The organism is Desulforapulum autotrophicum HRM2 (assembly GCF_000020365.1).
GTDB lineage: Bacteria > Desulfobacterota > Desulfobacteria > Desulfobacterales > Desulfobacteraceae > Desulforapulum > Desulforapulum autotrophicum.
The window spans coordinates 408929-425866 of record NC_012108.1; the positions used below are offsets into that span (position 1 = coordinate 408929).

Here is a 16938-nt window from a genome sequence, read left to right on the forward strand (position 1 = left end):
GTTGTCTTCACCATGTATCAAGCCATGTGCCCCATGTTTCCCCGGGCAATAATGTATGCAAAATTCACGAATGAACGTTTGACATGACTATCTGATATCAGCACTTTAGGCAACTCGACAATACTACAGGTATAATGCGGTAAAACCTTACGCGTTATCCATATCCTTTTATCCTTGATGGGTTGAAAATAGTTATAAGATACGGATGGTTATAATGGTTTTGAAATACCATATGCTGTGACCTGGAAATGGTTGAAAAAAACGCCCTGGTCCTTTATAGGCCCCAGCCGGGTAGCAAAAAAGCCATAACACTGTTAAATCAATGTCAGGGTAAAAACAGGTATTTTTCCGGTTACGTCCTTAAGGAGACTCCATGGACATCCATTTAGACCCATTTGTATTGGCAGCAGAGGATACGGATATTATCAATACTGCCCAGCGCGTTCACCTTGCCCCTGAAGTATTATACGAGGCCGTCATCGATTTATCGTCCCAGGGGCTTCTCACGGCCCGGTGTGTCAACATGGCTGCCTTCATTCTCCTGGAAGAGCTGGGCCTTCCCAATTATTTTTTTCAGAACATCGGGGTGGAATCCCTGAAACATCTGCTGGGATCCATTGCCAACAGTATCACGATTGAGGATGGAGAGGTCAGACTTTACGGCCGGGTGGCCCACGTGGATTTTGGCCTGAATCAGGCCAGTAATTTTCAAAGGCTCCGAATCGCCACCCGGGAGACCCGGGACGACATGGAAAAACTCTTGGAGGATCTTATCTCCGGCCATCGCAGGGAATACTATTACAGCCCGAAAAATAAGTATTATACTTACATTGTTCGGCCTGAAACCGTTCAGGATTTCTCCGGGGAGGACTTTAGCGGGTCCAGGTTTCTGTTTTCCCTGGCAGGGGATTATACTGCCACGCCAAAATCCACCCGCAAACGTTACGAAGCCTTTCTGGATGTTTGCCAAACAGCGGTTATCCCCCTGATTGAGGTCTTTAATCTTCCGGAAACAGGTGAAACCCGTCTGATGTTCAATAGCGATTTTGCCTGTCCCCAGCTGCCTGCCTTGAGAAAACTGATGAATGATCATGGTTTTGAATTGATTCGGGCCTATTGGGAGCCTTACCGGACTCAATCCACTGTTCCCTCGTCCATCTGTTCGCTCTATGTTCAAGGCGAATTGCCCAGGCGTAAGGAAACGGCGCTTCGGGCCGATCTTGGGGCTTTTCTCTGCCTTGGTGTCAACGGTATGGAAAAGCTGTACATCACGGGAAAGCTGACTTTTCAGGAAATGCTCTTTGCCAGCAATGCCGTAGGGTTCACCCATCTGTTTATTTTCAAGGAGCGCGATAACGCCACGGACAGGGAAATCATTGAAGGCCTTGCCACCATGGATCAAAAGGATGTCTTTGCATCACGTCTTCAGAGCTACAACAAATCCACCTACGGTTCAGACCTGATCCTGAAAATGGCAAAATCACATCCAGACCTGATCAAATTTCTTTACAATCTGTTTGAGCATCGTTTTAATCCGGCCCTTAAAACGCGGCTGAACCCTAATGCACTTGTGGAAAAGTACCAGGAGTTCAAAAAGCTGATCTCAACCCGGTTCATGGACTCAAGTCTTGGATACGATATTTTCAATTTCATGTTTAAAATGGTGGATTGCACCCTGAAAACTAATTTCTACAAGCAGGAGAAACGATCGTTTTCCTTCCGCTTTGACAACCGGATCCTTGACCCCATTGTTTTCAGTCAATTTGTTTACGGCATCTTTTATGTCAACGGACATTATGCCTGCGGTACCCATCTCCGGGCCGGTGACATTGCCCGGGGCGGGCTTCGACTGATCCGAGTCTCTGCTTCCAACCACGCCATTGAGCTGGATAATGCCGTGCTTCTCAACTACGCCCTTGGGCCCAAGACCCAACGTCTCAAACATAAAGACATCTGTGAAAGCGGCTCAAAAGGCGTTGTGGTGCCCCATTCCCTGTATGCAGACTACAGCGAAGATGCCATTTCCGATTATACCGAAGGCATCATGGACCTTGTGCTGGGCGATCCTTCCATCATCGATTATTTCGGAGAGCCGGAAATGATTTTTTTTGATCCGGATGAAGGCACAGCCCCCTTCATGGATGCGGTTTCATTCAGAGCCAGGGACAGGGGCTATAAACACTGGCGCACCATCACCACCGGCAAAAGCTTTGGAATTCCCCACGGCACCTATGGCATGCTGGACAACAACGACCTGTTCGGCCTGTTTAACCGTAGCAACAACGGTGTTGAACTCCAGATCAATGAAAAATCTGTGATAACCACTCAAGATATGGATGAAATTTATGATGCCATCGGCGGCCGAATCGAAACCAGTGGAATGACCACCACCGGTATCATGAGCTCATTCAGGGCGCTGATCCATCATTCGGGACACCGGGAAGAGGATCTGAACCTGATGATGACCGGCGGACCCGACGGTGATCTGGGCGCCAACGTCATCCAATGCTACAAGGGCAATATCTGCCTGATCGTTGACGGCGGCTCCATACTGTTTGATCCCGATGGACTGGACAAGCGTGAACTCATAAAAATTGCTTTCATGCGCCACACCTCTCCCAGGGCCAACTCCCTTGCTTATCCTGTCGAAAAACTGAGTGCCCAGGGATTCAGGGTCCCTGTTTCAGCCAAAAATATCACCCTTCCAGATGGCACTTTTGTGGAAGAAGGCACCCTGTTCCACAGAACGTTTCTGTACGATCCGGCCAATCGTAAACGAATCAGCCAGGCCAAGGTCAGGGCCTTTATCCCCTGCGGAGGATTCAAGGACACGATCCACCACGGCAATGTGAAACTATTTGTCTCCATGTTCAAGGACCTTGAATTCATTGTCGAAGGTGCCAACGTATTTTTTGACAACGCAGCCAGGCGGTATATTGCCGCCCAAACCGCCATCCGCCAGATCAAAGATTCAACGGCAAACAAGGGTGGTGTGTTCTCCAGTTCCATTGCCGAGGTCCTCACCGCCTTTCTCCTTGGCGACGACTACGAAAAAAAACTCCTCAACGACACGACCACCCGCTGGGCACTGATCCGGGACATCATGCTTCTGGTGGACGAGTATGCCATAGAGGAAACCGTGATGCTTATCAGACTCCATGAGGCCGACCGATCTATTCCCCTGTTTGTTTTGTCCGAACAGACCAGTGAACAGATTTTCGCCTTCCAGGCCACCCTTTATAGCCGGATTTCTGAACTCACGAGCAACCATTCCCTGGTGTGGGGAGTTCTGGAACATTATATCCCCGGCATTCTGATCAAGCGCCTGGGTAAAAAAAAGATTTTGGACATCCTGAATTCAGGGGAGCTCAAACCCTACAGGGATGCCATCCTGACTAAAAAAATGGCATCCCTGGCCTTCTATAAATATGGCATCCAATGGGAAGCATTCCTTGCAGACATTGACTATCGGTTTGAGGCAGCCCTGGCAAGTGCCGTGGACTGATCTTGGCTGCCTTGATACCCAAAAGGGCTTTCTATGGGCTGTTTCTCATGCTTTTTAATTCTTTTATCCCTTTTAACAAGAGGTTAGATTATTGTGTTTGGTCCGACCCCTTTTTTTGAGGCTCACCGAAATCTTCGATTCGGTTTCGTCCTCTTGTCTTAGCCTCATAAAGGGCCTTGTCGGCGATGCAAACTAAATCGCTTGCCGATTGTTTCCTGTCTGGAATGCAAACACCTATACCTATGCTAATGGTTATGATGCCAAACAAACTGTCTTCATTCATCAAAGCCATTGCCTGAACCGCCCGTCGAAGTTTCTCGGCCAATTCACGGGCCCCGGCCAAGTCAGTTCCGGCAGAAATAATGCTGAATTCTTCCCCGCCGTATCGAGCCACGAAATCACCTGCTCTGCACAAATTGGTCACCAAAGCGGATGCCACTTTTTTAAGGCACTCGTCTCCTGCCTGGTGTCCATAGCTGTCGTTAAATTTTTTAAAGTGATCAACATCAATCATAATCAGGGTCAAAGGTTGAAATGTCCGCACGGCCCTGGCCCATTCTGTCCCAAGGACCTCGTCAAAATGACGACGGTTTGCAAGTCCGGTCAAAAAATCCGTTACAGAAAGTTCCGCAAGTTTGTTGTTCACTATCGCCAATTCTTGCGCTTTTTGTTCAAGTTCAACGCAGATCTTCTCGACTTTTTGGTTGCTGAGGCGCAAATCAGCTTCCCGTCGGTCTGCCTCAATCGCTGTTCTTCGAAATTGATGGACTGCAAAGCCCAGACGTCCAAGTTCGTCGTTACCTGCTGGGGGCAGCGGTGCGTCAAGTTTTCCTGCAGCGATAAACTGCATGGCTTCGCTTAGCCAGGACAACCGCAGGATGACATGGCGCATGACATGAAAATACATCAAGGATGCAATTGCCAGCAGCCCAAGACCTGTGACAATGAGTAGAATGAGCGTGTACCTTTGCCGTATTTCATCCGCTGACTGGCCTGCATTGGACATCACGGAAAGCTCCCGGCGCACCAGCCCAGAAGTGGCTTCATCAACAAGACGGGTTATCCGATGGTTCTCACTGATCAGATTTTGGCTTTTGATTCCAAGCATGAGTTCACGCCTCCGAAATGACAGCAAGCCGGTTTCTGCCAGAATGATCTTCTGGAGTTCAGTGAATGATCTGCCAAGGTCGGAGTTGATCTCGGAGGGAAGATTTTTGAAAGTAATACCAGCCTCGATGAGCGCGGTTTTCAGGATTTGTCGCGAAATCGCCAGGGCTGTAAGGGTTGGATCTTGGATGGCCGCAAGGCCGCGTCCGGTTATTGACTCCACCTCTGTGTAAAAACGCTGGACCGGAGCCCAATGCGCTGATCTTCGCGCCATCTCGATTATCTGGTCTATAGGTGGGGATGGCCGTGACAATAACCGGCCAATTACATCATTATCCCCCTCAATGATGCGGATTCGATAGGTCAAATGCTGTTTAAACGTTTGAAGGTTGGCAGACAGACGTTCATGTCCGAACTGACGCTCCCGCACCATATCAACCCGTTGCTCGGCCATGTTACTCAATCTTAGAAGGTTCTCGGTTAACTCTGCGGCAAGGCGTCGGACATCATCCATTTCCTTGGGAATTCTGTCAAGGCCACTCAACGATTGTTCCAGTTCAACTACGGCATTATCAAATCGTTGGGAAGCGACCTGCCGATCGTCTTCGGTTCTGACTGATGCTATAGAAACGCCAGTTGCGGCAAGGGCGTCCACAGCCTTGGCCACCCGTAATGTTTGCATCATTGTCGGCAGTCGTTTGTCAAGGATAACACCCATTGACTTGCTGACCTGGGTTGTGCTGAACAGCGCAATCAAGGTGGCCAGTAACATGACTAAGGCCATGGCTCCGAATCCCAGCAGCAAGCTGCTCCGAATACTTAAACCGGAGGCAGAAGGATGTGGCGCTTGTCGGGCCTGCATGGGCAGCTTTGAACCGAACGGTTTAATCCAGTGAAACACGTTTACCCTTTTCCCAGACATACCAGGAAAAAGCCGGATAGGTTGTATTTATATCCCCCTTTGTGTCAAAGGAAATCCGGCCCAGGATCGTTTCAATCGGCGCCTGGCGAATAGCTGAGGCCACTAAGTTCGCGTCAAAGGACTTAGCCCTCCGGACACCTTCAATCCAGGTTTCGGTGGCCGCATAGGCGAGCAGGGTATAACCGGCCGGTTCCTGCCCCAATTGTTTTATTGCAGCCACAGCCACCTTTGAAGTAGACAACTCTGCAGCTTCAGGAGGAAAGGTAAATGGAATTCCCTCACCCGCTAAACCTGCAGTTTCTATAAAAACCTTTGAAACTAAAGTATCACTGCCGATGACATGGAACGGCGCATCCATTTGGCTTCCCTGGCGCATGAACACACCGCTATCGAGTCCTCCTCCTATCAGGTAGAGAATTTCGACTCCTGCATCAATAATGTCTTGGATGTTTTCTGCATAGGATGATGCAGAAGCAATTCCAATACCTGCATAGACTGGTTTAATACCCTTTTTTCCCAGGGCATTGATGGCAGTTCGGGCAAGCCCCTCCGAATAACCGCCAGGAAAGTAAAAAATACCGACCTTTTTGTCGGCGTGGTATATAGAGATTCGTTCAGCAGCGACTTCGCCCTGGACATCATCCCTGCCAATCATTCGGAAAATTGTTTCGATTCCCATCTCAGTAATTTTGGGGTTGGTGGATGCCGGCGTTATTTGCAGCACATTGTGGTGCGCATAGATAGGTGCAGCTTCAATCGTCGCCATGGAACACGAATGGCCGATGACCACTGCCGGAGGTTTCAGGACTAAATCCTGGGCGACCTTCTCAGCAACCGGAATACTGCATTTGTCATCGTAGGTTATAATACTTACCTTTTTCCCCAGCAATAATCTACCAGGCAGGGTCTGGACGGCTGCAGTTACACCCACGTTGTATTGAATTCCAACTGAGAAACTATTACCGACCATGGGGCCGGCAATAGCAATTGTGACCGTGTCTTCTGCACTCGCCTGTCGGGGAATTGCTGCTAAAATAGCACCTATAACTACAAGAAAAAGCAGAGAAATCTGACAATAAGCCCGAAAACGATTCTTTCGGCCAGATTTACTTTCCCACTTTTTCTTTGACAAGATCATTTGACTACTCCACATGGGTAATAAAAAAGATAATTCTTTTTAAGAATTCTAAAAAGGGCTCTTCAATTGATGATGATGATGATGATGATGATAAAATAAGATGGAAACTTGTTTCTTGTCAAGTGCAGTACAAAAAATAAAAGCTCAACAGCGGTGCTGACATTCCTTAAGTTGGGATCCTATTTATGGATGCCAAATAGTGGCTGATCGAAAACCCGTGTTTGGGGGAAAATTGTCCATATGCAAGGCGCAAAAAGTTTTGAAACCGGAGCGGACGATTGTACGTGAGGCCAATCGTATAACTTGGCAGGATTTTACAGCAACGCTGCAGATGGGTGAGTTTCCGCTCAAACACTAATTATGTGACGGAATAATCACCAGTTAGATAAAAGAGCGTACCGGTGACTGGTACTCTATTCGTTTCTGTTGGAGAACTTTATATACTTGCTATACAACGGAAGTGCCATTGTTGCTGCACCCACAATTATCAGGAAAATAGAGGCCGACAAATAACTTTTTGACCACCCACCGCGGGACGGCATGAGTACCATGAAATCAGGTGGTGTGGTGCAGGTGTAGATAATCATAAAAATTCCAAAAAAAACCGTGAAGATCTTCAGCAGATTTTTGACAACGGGATGTTGATTGAAATTTTTCTCCATGAAGAGATAGAAAAAAACATAAATAAACGGGGTAAAAAAAATAATATCAGAGTCAAACAATGAGGCGAGAGAGGTCATGTTCTATATCCTTCTGTACGAAAATGATCTTTTATCCCAGGTCATAACGACTATTTGAGTTGACTGGTCTGTTTCAGATGTACACCGGACAGGCCCAGCTTAAAGGCACCCGATACCAGATTCTTCAGTTGCCTGGCTGCTTGTTTATAATCTAAACCGCCCTGTCGGATATTGGAAATACAGTTTCTTTGTGCATCGGTCCGTCCTTTTTTCGGGTGGTAGGTAAGATATATGCCCATGCTGTCGGACGCACTCAGGCCCGGGCGTTCTCCGATGAGTATGATGCTCAACCGGACATTGAGACATTCTCCGATTTCATCTGCCAGGGCCACGCGGGCCTGGGAGGCGATGACCACGGGCGCGCATCTCAGGTCGCGGATGAATGACTGGGACAGGAACTGGTCCAGAAAGGCAATGGCGTTGCTGTGAATGGCACGGGTGGACAGGCCGTCCGCAATCACAATGCCAAGATCAAAGCCCGGGGGGGCAGGGTGGGGTATCTCTTTTAACGCCAGCCTTGAGGCATCATCCAGCTTACGTCCAAGATCCGGTTGCTGCAGGTACACGGTTCGGTTCGGGGCAGCGCTTTTAACCTTTATAGACGGTGTTTTCCGGGCTTTAAGCTGGGCTTCAATTTCCTGTTCATCAAAGGGCAGATGCACGGCATCCCGGGCCCGGGCGTGGTCCAGATCAAAGTTGAGGATCTGTTGGGTTGCAATGCTCGACCCGGCGCGTTCCAATCCAATGCGGGCGGGGGTGAGTTCCTGGAACCGGTTTAATTTCTTTAACGTTTCTAATGATTTGTTCATTCTTTCAATTCCTTGAGGCAATCCAGAAGGGGGGGGGGCCGGTGGTCCTGGGAAAGCCTGTGTTGTTCATCCTGGAGCCCCATTTTCTGTAACCAGGTCTCAAATTCAGGGGCACAACGCACTCCCAGAACCTGACGCAGATAATTGGCATCGTGGAAGGAGGTGCTCTGATAGTTGAGCATGACATCGTCTCCACCGGGAACACCCATAATGAAATTTACCCCTGCCACGCCGAGGAGTGTCAGCAGGTTGTCCATGTCATTTTGATCTGCCTCTGCGTGATTGGTGTAGCAGATATCACACCCCATGGGCAGGCCGAGGAGCTTTCCACAGAAATGATCCTCAAGACCGGCCCGGATGATCTGTTTGCCGTCGTAGAGATACTCAGGACCGATAAATCCGACCACGGTGTTTACCAGCAGGGGGTCATACTGTCTGGCAACGGCATAGGCCCGGGCTTCAAGGGTCTGCTGGTCCACGCCATGGTTTGCATTGGCCGAAAGAGCACTTCCCTGTCCGGTTTCAAAATACATGACATTGTTGCCGATGCTGCCCCTTTTCAGGGAAAGGGCGGCATCCCTGGCCTCTTTGAGCAGACCCAGGGTAATGCCGAAGCTGTCGTTGGCGCCCTGGGTGCCGGCAATGGATTGAAATACGATATCCACAGGGCTGTTGTGGGCCATCATCTCCATGGCATTGGTGATGTGGGTGAGGATACAGGATTGGACCGGAATGGCATAGCGTTGACGCAGATCATCCAGCAATTGTAAAAGGGTGGTTGCCGTCTGAATGTTATCAGAGGCCGGGTTAATGCCTATGACGGCATCGCCGATGCCGTTGAGCAGACCGTCGAGTATGGACGCGAGCACCCCTTTGGCATCGTCCGTGGGATGGTTGGGTTGGAGCCGGGTTGAAAGATGTCCTTTTAAACCGATGGTTGTCCTGAACCGGGTGACGGTTTCAATCTTTCCAGCAACCAGGATTAAATCCTGGTTGCGCATGATTTTAGAAACCGCAGCTGCCATTTCCGGTGTAATTCCAGGAGCAACAGCTTTCATCTGGTCTGCCTGGGTCTCGTAGGAGAGCAGCCAGTTGCGAAATTCACCGACCGTTAGGCTGCTGACAGGGGAAAACGCTTCAGCGTCATGGGTGTCCAGAATCAGGCGGGTGATCTCATCAGTCTCATAGGGGATGAGGGTTTCATTTAAAAAGACACCCAGCGGCAGGTCTGCCAATGCAAATTTTGCAGCAATGCGTTGTTCTTCTGAATCGGCAGCACAGCCTGCCAGGCCATCCCCTGATTTTAGCTGGCTTGCATTGGCCATAAGCGCCTTGAGATCAGAAAAGCCATAGCTTTGATGACCGATGGTAAATCGGTATCTGTCATGAATGGTGTGATTCATTTAATCTCCTGACCTGGCAGTTAGGGACTCAGAAATCCAGGTGGGTTGGGAAATAATAAAATTTGCGAGTCCCTAAGCACCTGGTGATGTTTTTTTTTGAAGGACCTCTGTTTTTCCATACAATTTAACCATAATATCCCTTTTTTTATATGATAGTTAAGTATGCTAACACCATAAAAGCTTGAGATGCAATGCCTGAACGTTGCAGTGCTTAAAAACATAGGGAGAAAATATTGACATGAAACAAAAGTTAAACCATTTATTAATCATAATGATAGTCTGTATGGCAATGATGTTCGTTTCCGCGTGCAATGATTCATCCAGCGATGACGGCTCGTCGTCTACCTCTACGACAACTTCAGATGCCACAACTGACACCGATGATACCATAACTGTTTCAGACAGCATCAGCCTGTCCCATGTGCCGTTTATTGATACTGATTATTTTGATTTTGCCTATGGAGATACACAAGCCGGTGAAAGACTCATTGATTCCCAGTATCTTGCGGATGCCTATTATAATATGGACGAGACCGGCACAGACCCGGGCAATTCTTTTGGGGTCAACTTTGCCGATGGCAGAATCAAGGGGTATGACCTTGGGCTTGCCGGTCGTGACAAAACGTTTCTGGTGATCTATGTCCGGGATACCACATCCCAATCCTATGGTGTGAATAATTTCAGAGACAATCGCGACGGCACGGTCACAGATCTTGCCACCGGCCTCATGTGGATGAAGGATGACAGCGGCTATGGCATGGAATGGCAGGATGCCCTGAACTATTGTGAAGATTTAACCCATGCAGGCTACTCTGACTGGCGCCTGCCCAATGCCAAAGAACTCCAGAGCATTGTGGATTATACCCGAATGCCGGATGCAACCGATGCAACCACGCCTTTTACACCAGACCCTGCCATTGACACCGATTTTTTTAACATCACCTCTTTTACCAATTATAACGGCGATGAAGACTGGGGCTTTTTCTGGTCATCAACCACCCATAAAGCCTCTGATGGTAATGGGGCCTGGGGCGCTTATGTGGCGTTTGGGCGCGCCCTTGGCAATATGGGTGGCACTACCTGGACAGATGTTCACGGGGCAGGTTGCCAGCGAAGCGATCCCAAATTTGATGATGGCACAGATTATTCCAACGGCCATGGTCCCCAGGGGGATGCCGTTTATGTTTACAATTATGTTCGTCCGGTTCGCTATGACACCACTGTAACCAATCCCACCTATGTTATTGTGGATACCAATCAGACCACTTTCTGGGATAATTTTTCTGAAATCAATGCACCTGCTGAAGGTGAAGAGTTTTTTGGACAGGATGCCAATTACCAAGGTGTTAAGGCCAGTTATACCGATAATGGCGATGGTACAGTGACAGACAACAATACGGGTCTCATGTGGCAGAAAACACCGGACACAAACGGAGATGGTTCTATTTCCTCGGATGACAAATACACCTTTGATCAAGCCGTTGCAAATGCCGGCAACTGCACCACCGGTGGATATACCGACTGGCGACTGCCCTCCCTTAAAGAGCTTTATTCTCTGATGCAGTTCAGCGGTGAAGATGTGTGCATGGAATCCGATGCCATGGAGATGAGTATGAATTTCGGAACAGGCACATCAGATGTTATGGGAATGGTCACTGGTGGTCAGCCAGTACTGGATTTTGATGCAGGTGTCGATTATTTGTCCAGTCTGGGGATTTTCATCACCGCAACGGATCTGGAATTTATTTTGGGAAACCCGCCACCATCACCTGAGGTCCTGGCAAGTGATTTGAGCATTCAAACGGACGAGGCCATGATTCTTATGAGCATTTTTCTGGGCGTGCAGGAAATGGCATCGCCGATGTCTTGAGATTAGAAAAAGGGATGGGCACAACCGCCCTATCTGGTCTACTGACAAGGATAGGGCGGAATCTAATAAAATTACAGCATACCGCTCAAACAAATTTTGCCTTCCAGGCTTTCATTTTCTCAGCAGGCCACTCCACACAGAATGCAGGCCGGCCTTTCATGACCATCTGCATGCAGGCACCACCGTTTAAACAATCCGGATCACAATGAACGATATCTGCCTCCCGGCCATGTTGAACTTTCTGGGGCCATTGCGGATCCGCCCATAGTACACGCGCCAGACCGATCAGGTCTGTTTTTCCGTCGCGGATGGCCTGGTCGGCAAAAGCACCGGTGGCAAAACGGCCGGCAGCAATTACCGGCACATCAACGGCTGCCCGGATTTCAGCAGCCAGGTCCAGCATATATCCCTCGTGTCTGGATTTTTCCAGAATGTCGGGCAGGAGAAAGGATTCATAGGTGCCGCCCATGACTGAAATATAATCAATGCCCGCCGTGGCCAAGTTTACAGCAAAATGTCGTGATTCTCTGGGTTTCAAGCCATCGGGCATCCATTCGTCCGCTAAAAAACGATACCCCACAGGCATTTCTTCCACCGATTTTTTGACCTGGGCCAGCACCTCCAGGGCAAAACGTCCGCGATTTTCCAGACTCCCCCCATATTCATCACTGCGATGGTTGGTCCTGGGGGAGAGAAATTGAGCCAGCAGGTAACCGGTTCCCCCATGCAGTTCGATCATGTCAAATCCAGCAGCTTTTGCCCTGGCCCCAGCGTCGGCATATTTGATGATGATTGATGCAATCTCGTCACTGTTCAGAGCCATGGGCATCCGTTCGAAAGTCTTGACTGCAGAAGGTGCTACCGGATTTTGCGTTGCATGGGCAAATCGTCCGGCATGATTAATCTGCAGACAGGCCAGGGCTCCCTCGTCTTTAATCGCTGTAGCCAGGCGTTTCAATCCGTCCAGGTTGTCATCGGTGTCTGCCCGCAGGGTACGGTTGGAACCACTGCCCCGGGGATGATCAACTGTGGCATTTTCAACCACCACCATGGCCACACCACTTGTGGCCATGAGTCGGTAATGTTCAAGCAGCATGTCACTGACCGTGCCACCCTCACCCGCGTAGCCCAGATAAAGTGGCGCCATGGTCAGACGATTTTTCAAGGTCAGGCCCTTTATGGTCATTTCAGAAAACAGGTGATTATACATGCATTTCCTCCTTTATCGATGATAACTTAGAATCTGCCCCTTAAAAGGGTGGTCCAGATAGGTTGAACTGGCGGGTTTACACTGGGTGTGTGAATAGCCCAACGCCACCATTTTTTTACTGAAGTTGGCATGATGACCGCGTCCAGGGTCAACCAGGATCACATCACATGTTGGTTTTGCATGCTGCTCTATGAAATGAGACAGCAGGCTGGTATGAGCTCTTTCGTATAAAAGGTCACTGCCGATCACCAGGTCAAACTTTCCCAAACCGCTGTCTTTGTCGCCCCATCCCGTGCGAACAAAGGGGATTGCATTGCCATGATTCAACAGCGTATTTTTTAAAAGAAAGGATTCAACTTCCGGATGATAGTCCGTGGCGGTAATATCTGCCAAACGATGGTTGAGCAACAGACTGGTCAATGCGATGCCGCACCCCACTTCCAGTATCCGTTTACCGGTAATATTATAATTGAGCATGTGGTGGGCCAGGACCTCGCTGGAGGCCCATATTACACCGAAAATCGGCCATGCGGCCGATGAAATTCCTAATTTTTCAGCGACACCGTCGATGTCAAGGTATTGAAGATTATCTCGTAATGTCCTTACATGGATATCCACATCACCAAAGTCAATCGTCTGGTAGCGGACACGTAATGAAACCATAAAAAGCCTATTTACAGGGTGATGCACAGCTTTGTATCTTGAATCGAACCTGCTGCACAATTATAACAGTTTACACGTATTCATATGAATTTGCAAATCAGCTCAATGGCAATGCCGGTTTGAAGCTGACCATGATTCTTTTTGAAAAGGGCCGTTGGTAAGGCCGGGATTAAAGATAAGTTCCTTTCCGATGACCTTGAAACCAGAGGCAGCCTGATTGATCTGGCAAGGTTGTGACGCATCATATGGGGCTCTTTAAATAGAATTCTAAGATGGTTTTTTGGTGGTATCTATTTCATCCAGAACCCTTCTCACTTCCTTTGCCATAACCGATTTAATAACCGGTTTCATCAAAAAGCCCTTGACACCAATTTTTCGGGCAAGGTCTTTATTCATCCTTTCGCTGAAGCCCGTACAGATGATGATTGGAATATCTGGTCTCATGGATGTCAATTTTTTAGCAAGGTTGTCGCCGGTCATGTCAGGCATGGTCATATCTGTAACGACCAGATCAAAACCACCTGGATTTGCCGCAAATACCCTCAGGGCCTCCATGCTGCTGCTTCTTTCTGTTACTTTATACCCAAGGCGCTCAAGCAATTTTTTTTGAAGGCTCAAGATAGGAATTTCATCGTCAACCAGTAATATCCTTTCCATGCCAGTTGGGGCTATTTCCGATATCATATTGGTAGATTCTTGTGACGATATTTTTTCTATTAGAGGCAGATAAATATGGACGGCTGTTCCCTTACCAACCTCACTGTAAACCTTAATATTTCCTTTGTACTTCTTGACAATGCCATATACTATGGATAGTCCGAGTCCCGTTCCTTTGTCCTTATTCTTGGTCGTGAAGTAAGGTTCAAAGATTTTATCCAATTGTGACTGTGGAATTCCACAACCGTTATCGGTGATGGTGAGCAGGACATATTTCCCTGGTTGAAGATTTTCGTTTGTCCACGCATCCTCCCCCAGAGTCACCTCTTGAAGTTTAATGTCTATTTTTCCGCCTGTTTCTTCCATGGCGTGATAAGCATTGGTTGCAAGGTTCATTATTATTTGATGGATTTGAGTCGGGTCTGCTTTTATTAGTCCACAGTCCGATTGGATGTTTTGTTTGATCTCAATTGATTTTGGAATTGAAGACCGGATCAGTTTCAACGCCTCAATGACAATAAGTTGCATCTGTACCGGTTGTAAATCACCACTTCCCTGGCGGGAAAATGTCAGGATCTGTTTCACCAGATCCCTGGCCCTCATACCTGCTGCAAGAATTTCATCAAGACTACTTCGAAATGGACTGTCTTCAGGGATGTCGTCTATTAACATTTGAGTGTAACCGAAAATGGGGAAAAGAATATTGTTAAAATCATGGGCTATACCGCCGGCAAGGATTCCAATGGCTTCCATCTTATGTGACTGCTGGAGTTGAGCCGTGATTTTTTTTATTTTGTCTTCGTTTTGTTTCTGTTCGGTGATGTCCTGAAAGACACAATGCGTTTGTTGCACTTTTCCGTATTCATCTTTGCTGATATTTCCGTTCAATGAAACAAGTATTAACGAACCATCTTTTTTGACCATTTCGAACTCAACGCCTAATACTTCTCCGATCCTTTTTAGGATAGGAAAATGTTCTTTAAAATGCTTCTTCCAGTCTGGGTGTAAAAAATCGCTAAATGGTTTTCCGATAACTTCTTCAAGGGAATATCCAAGAAGATTAAGCCAAGCAGGATTTACCTCAATAAAATATCCATTTGCATTTAAAGATTGAGATGGAAGAGGAAAGTTCTCGTAGAGTCGCCGAAATTTGGAACTGTTTTCCTTTAATGATGCTTCGGATTTCTCAAGAGCAATTATTCTTTTCTCTAACCGTTTTATTTTTAACTCTAATTCTTTGGATGTCGGTTTGTCAGCCATATAAAACCTCATTGATTGTTAAATTTTAACTGAACAATAACAAATTTAAATGTTTATATGAAACTCTCGCCAAAGAATTATCAATGACGGCGTTTCAAAATTCGTTGAGGCCGGAGCCATACCTCGCTCCGGCCATGCCGGTTTATAAGAAACTCGCTTCGACCGACCGCCGGAAACGGGTGTTGCCCTTCACTCATTCTCGCAGGCCGTCCATGGCCTGCTCCGAGGGAAATGGCAACTCCTTGGACCTCGTGTCCACCGTTGCCATTTAACCCGTTCAGGGCAACACCCGTTCCCACCGGCCTACTACTGTCGAGTTTCATGCTTCGTTGTGTCCACCAGGACATGTAGGTTTTATAAGAAACTCATGTCGAAACATCATTGTGAAAGTCTCGACTTTCGAGCCCTCTTTGGTTTCCCTGATCGGAACATTGTAAACCAAAGGGGATAGGATTTTTGCCCTTCCAGGCGTTAAGAAGCGCAGGCTGTTTGAGGACTTTAGCCCGCAGTTCCTGCGCTTTAGTCTGGAAGGGCAGAAATCCCCCCGACGTTTACCGTTCCGGTCAGGGTAACCAAAGGGGGTGGAATGGTACTATCGCCTCCCCTGTATCATCGTGTTTCATGCTTCGTTGTGGCCGAGAGCAAATACCTCGCTCCGGCCGTGCCGGTTATATGGAATCTGTTTCAGAATCGATCTCATATACGTCTCAGTAAAATGGGCAACCCCATTGCTGTTAAAATGCATATGGTCATAAAAAAAGTGTCTGTCATGCATTTTATCAATCAGGTTGAAATACCCGACTCCCTCCTTACGGCTTATCTCTTTGAGCTTCTCATCCACCTGTCCTGCACCTGGAAAATCCTTCATTAGAATAGGAAGCAGTACATAGGTGATCTTGCTTTTGTGTTGTTTTGCAACTTTATTGATTCTAGTTATAAATCCACTGTAATTATTAAATTTCCTATAGTCGTAGAGCCCAAGATAATGATTCCTTGCCTCCTCAAGTTTAACAGGATCAATGGCCTTAAGTGTCAGCTGGTCAAGACCGGGTGAACCGTACTGGCTTATGCGCTTCCAGTCATCCACAGCAATCATCTGAAGATATGAAATGATTCGTTGTGACGGGAACCGGTTTAGAATAAGATCCCCTAGGATGGAAAGCTCAAAGGGTTCATCCCGCAAGAAAAAAGTGTTGTTTTCATTGTTGATGGGACAAAAAAAGATCCAGGGGTCCACAAAATAGATAATGTGATCCACCCGGTTTCCCCTGCTGTAAAAATGGTCAAGGTGAACCTTTGCCGGCATCACCCCGCCGCCGCCTCCTTTGGAGAGATTGATCACTTTTTTTTCAAGAATATTTTCCATTGTGAGATGATTGGAATCCCGTGAGAATACGCGCCCTCTTGAGGTGCCAAGAAGTGCCACATCATAATGTTCATTTTCTCCTGTCACCAGGAGGTTTGATTCTGTTTCCCAGTTCTTAAAATGGATATTCCTATTTCTGCCTGAAAAGAAAGAGAGCAGGCCCACCATAACAGCCAGATTCAGCACAGAGAATATTACAATTTTAAATATAAATTTTTTAGATTGCATATGCGACGTATTTTCCCTGCTGTCAGGGACTCAAAAATAAATAATTCCTCAATCTTGCTT

Annotated in this window: 11 protein-coding genes; 2 read left to right on the forward strand and 9 right to left on the reverse strand. The window is 47.6% G+C overall.

Annotation, left to right across the window (positions count from 1 at the left end; genetic code table 11):
• Positions 1–373 precede the first annotated feature (373 nt).
• A complete protein-coding gene (locus HRM2_RS01725) occupies positions 374–3505 on the forward strand; it encodes an NAD-glutamate dehydrogenase domain-containing protein (protein WP_012662720.1) in 3132 nt (1043 codons plus the stop codon).
• Positions 3506–3593: 88 nt separating this feature from the next.
• On the opposite strand, the gene HRM2_RS24865 is transcribed toward HRM2_RS01725, so the two are convergent.
• The 4 genes from HRM2_RS24865 to HRM2_RS01750 all read right to left on the reverse strand — a co-directional run bounded on the left by HRM2_RS24865 (position 3594) and on the right by HRM2_RS01750 (position 9624).
• The gene (locus tag HRM2_RS24865; protein WP_012662721.1) at positions 3594–5396 is read right to left on the reverse strand and encodes a sensor domain-containing diguanylate cyclase; all 1803 of its coding nucleotides are present in this window, start codon (positions 5394–5396) and stop codon (positions 3594–3596) included.
• A 100-nt stretch (positions 5397–5496) separates the two neighbouring features.
• Positions 5497–6672 (reverse strand): branched-chain amino acid ABC transporter substrate-binding protein, encoded by a 1176-nt coding sequence (locus HRM2_RS01735; protein WP_012662722.1) that lies wholly within the window; start codon positions 6670–6672, stop codon positions 5497–5499.
• A gap of 790 nt (positions 6673–7462) precedes the next feature.
• A complete protein-coding gene (gene eutC, locus HRM2_RS01745; protein ID WP_012662724.1) occupies positions 7463–8221 on the reverse strand; it encodes an ethanolamine ammonia-lyase subunit EutC in 759 nt (252 codons plus the stop codon).
• Complete coding sequence (locus HRM2_RS01750; protein WP_012662725.1) at positions 8218–9624, reverse strand: ethanolamine ammonia-lyase subunit EutB; 1407 nt, start codon at positions 9622–9624, stop codon at positions 8218–8220. The genes eutC and HRM2_RS01750 overlap by 4 nt, the downstream gene beginning before the upstream one ends.
• A gap of 238 nt (positions 9625–9862) precedes the next feature.
• On the opposite strand from HRM2_RS01750, the gene HRM2_RS24870 reads away from it, so the two are divergent.
• Positions 9863–11494: an Lcl C-terminal domain-containing protein gene (locus HRM2_RS24870; protein ID WP_012662726.1), complete on the forward strand. Its 1632-nt coding sequence runs from the start codon at positions 9863–9865 to the stop codon at positions 11492–11494.
• Between the two features lie 85 nt (positions 11495–11579).
• On the opposite strand, the gene HRM2_RS01760 is transcribed toward HRM2_RS24870, so the two are convergent.
• The 5 genes from HRM2_RS01760 to HRM2_RS01775 all read right to left on the reverse strand — a co-directional run bounded on the left by HRM2_RS01760 (position 11580) and on the right by HRM2_RS01775 (position 16836).
• Positions 11580–12704, reverse strand: a complete 1125-nt coding sequence (locus tag HRM2_RS01760) for an oxidoreductase (protein ID WP_012662727.1) — start codon at positions 12702–12704, stop codon at positions 11580–11582.
• A gap of 12 nt (positions 12705–12716) precedes the next feature.
• Entirely contained in the window at positions 12717–13367 is a 651-nt protein-coding gene (locus tag HRM2_RS01765; protein ID WP_012662728.1) for a class I SAM-dependent methyltransferase, read from the reverse strand.
• Between the two features lie 267 nt (positions 13368–13634).
• On the reverse strand, positions 13635–15284 hold the full coding sequence (locus tag HRM2_RS01770) for a hybrid sensor histidine kinase/response regulator (protein ID WP_012662729.1): 1650 nt from the start codon (positions 15282–15284) through the stop codon (positions 13635–13637).
• Between the two features lie 80 nt (positions 15285–15364).
• Positions 15365–15607, reverse strand: a complete 243-nt coding sequence (locus HRM2_RS27485; protein ID WP_232364169.1) for a hypothetical protein — start codon at positions 15605–15607, stop codon at positions 15365–15367.
• A gap of 296 nt (positions 15608–15903) precedes the next feature.
• Positions 15904–16836, reverse strand: coding sequence for a hypothetical protein (locus tag HRM2_RS01775; RefSeq protein ID WP_232364170.1), 933 nt, complete (start codon positions 16834–16836; stop codon positions 15904–15906).
• Between the last annotated feature and the right edge of the window lie 102 nt (positions 16837–16938).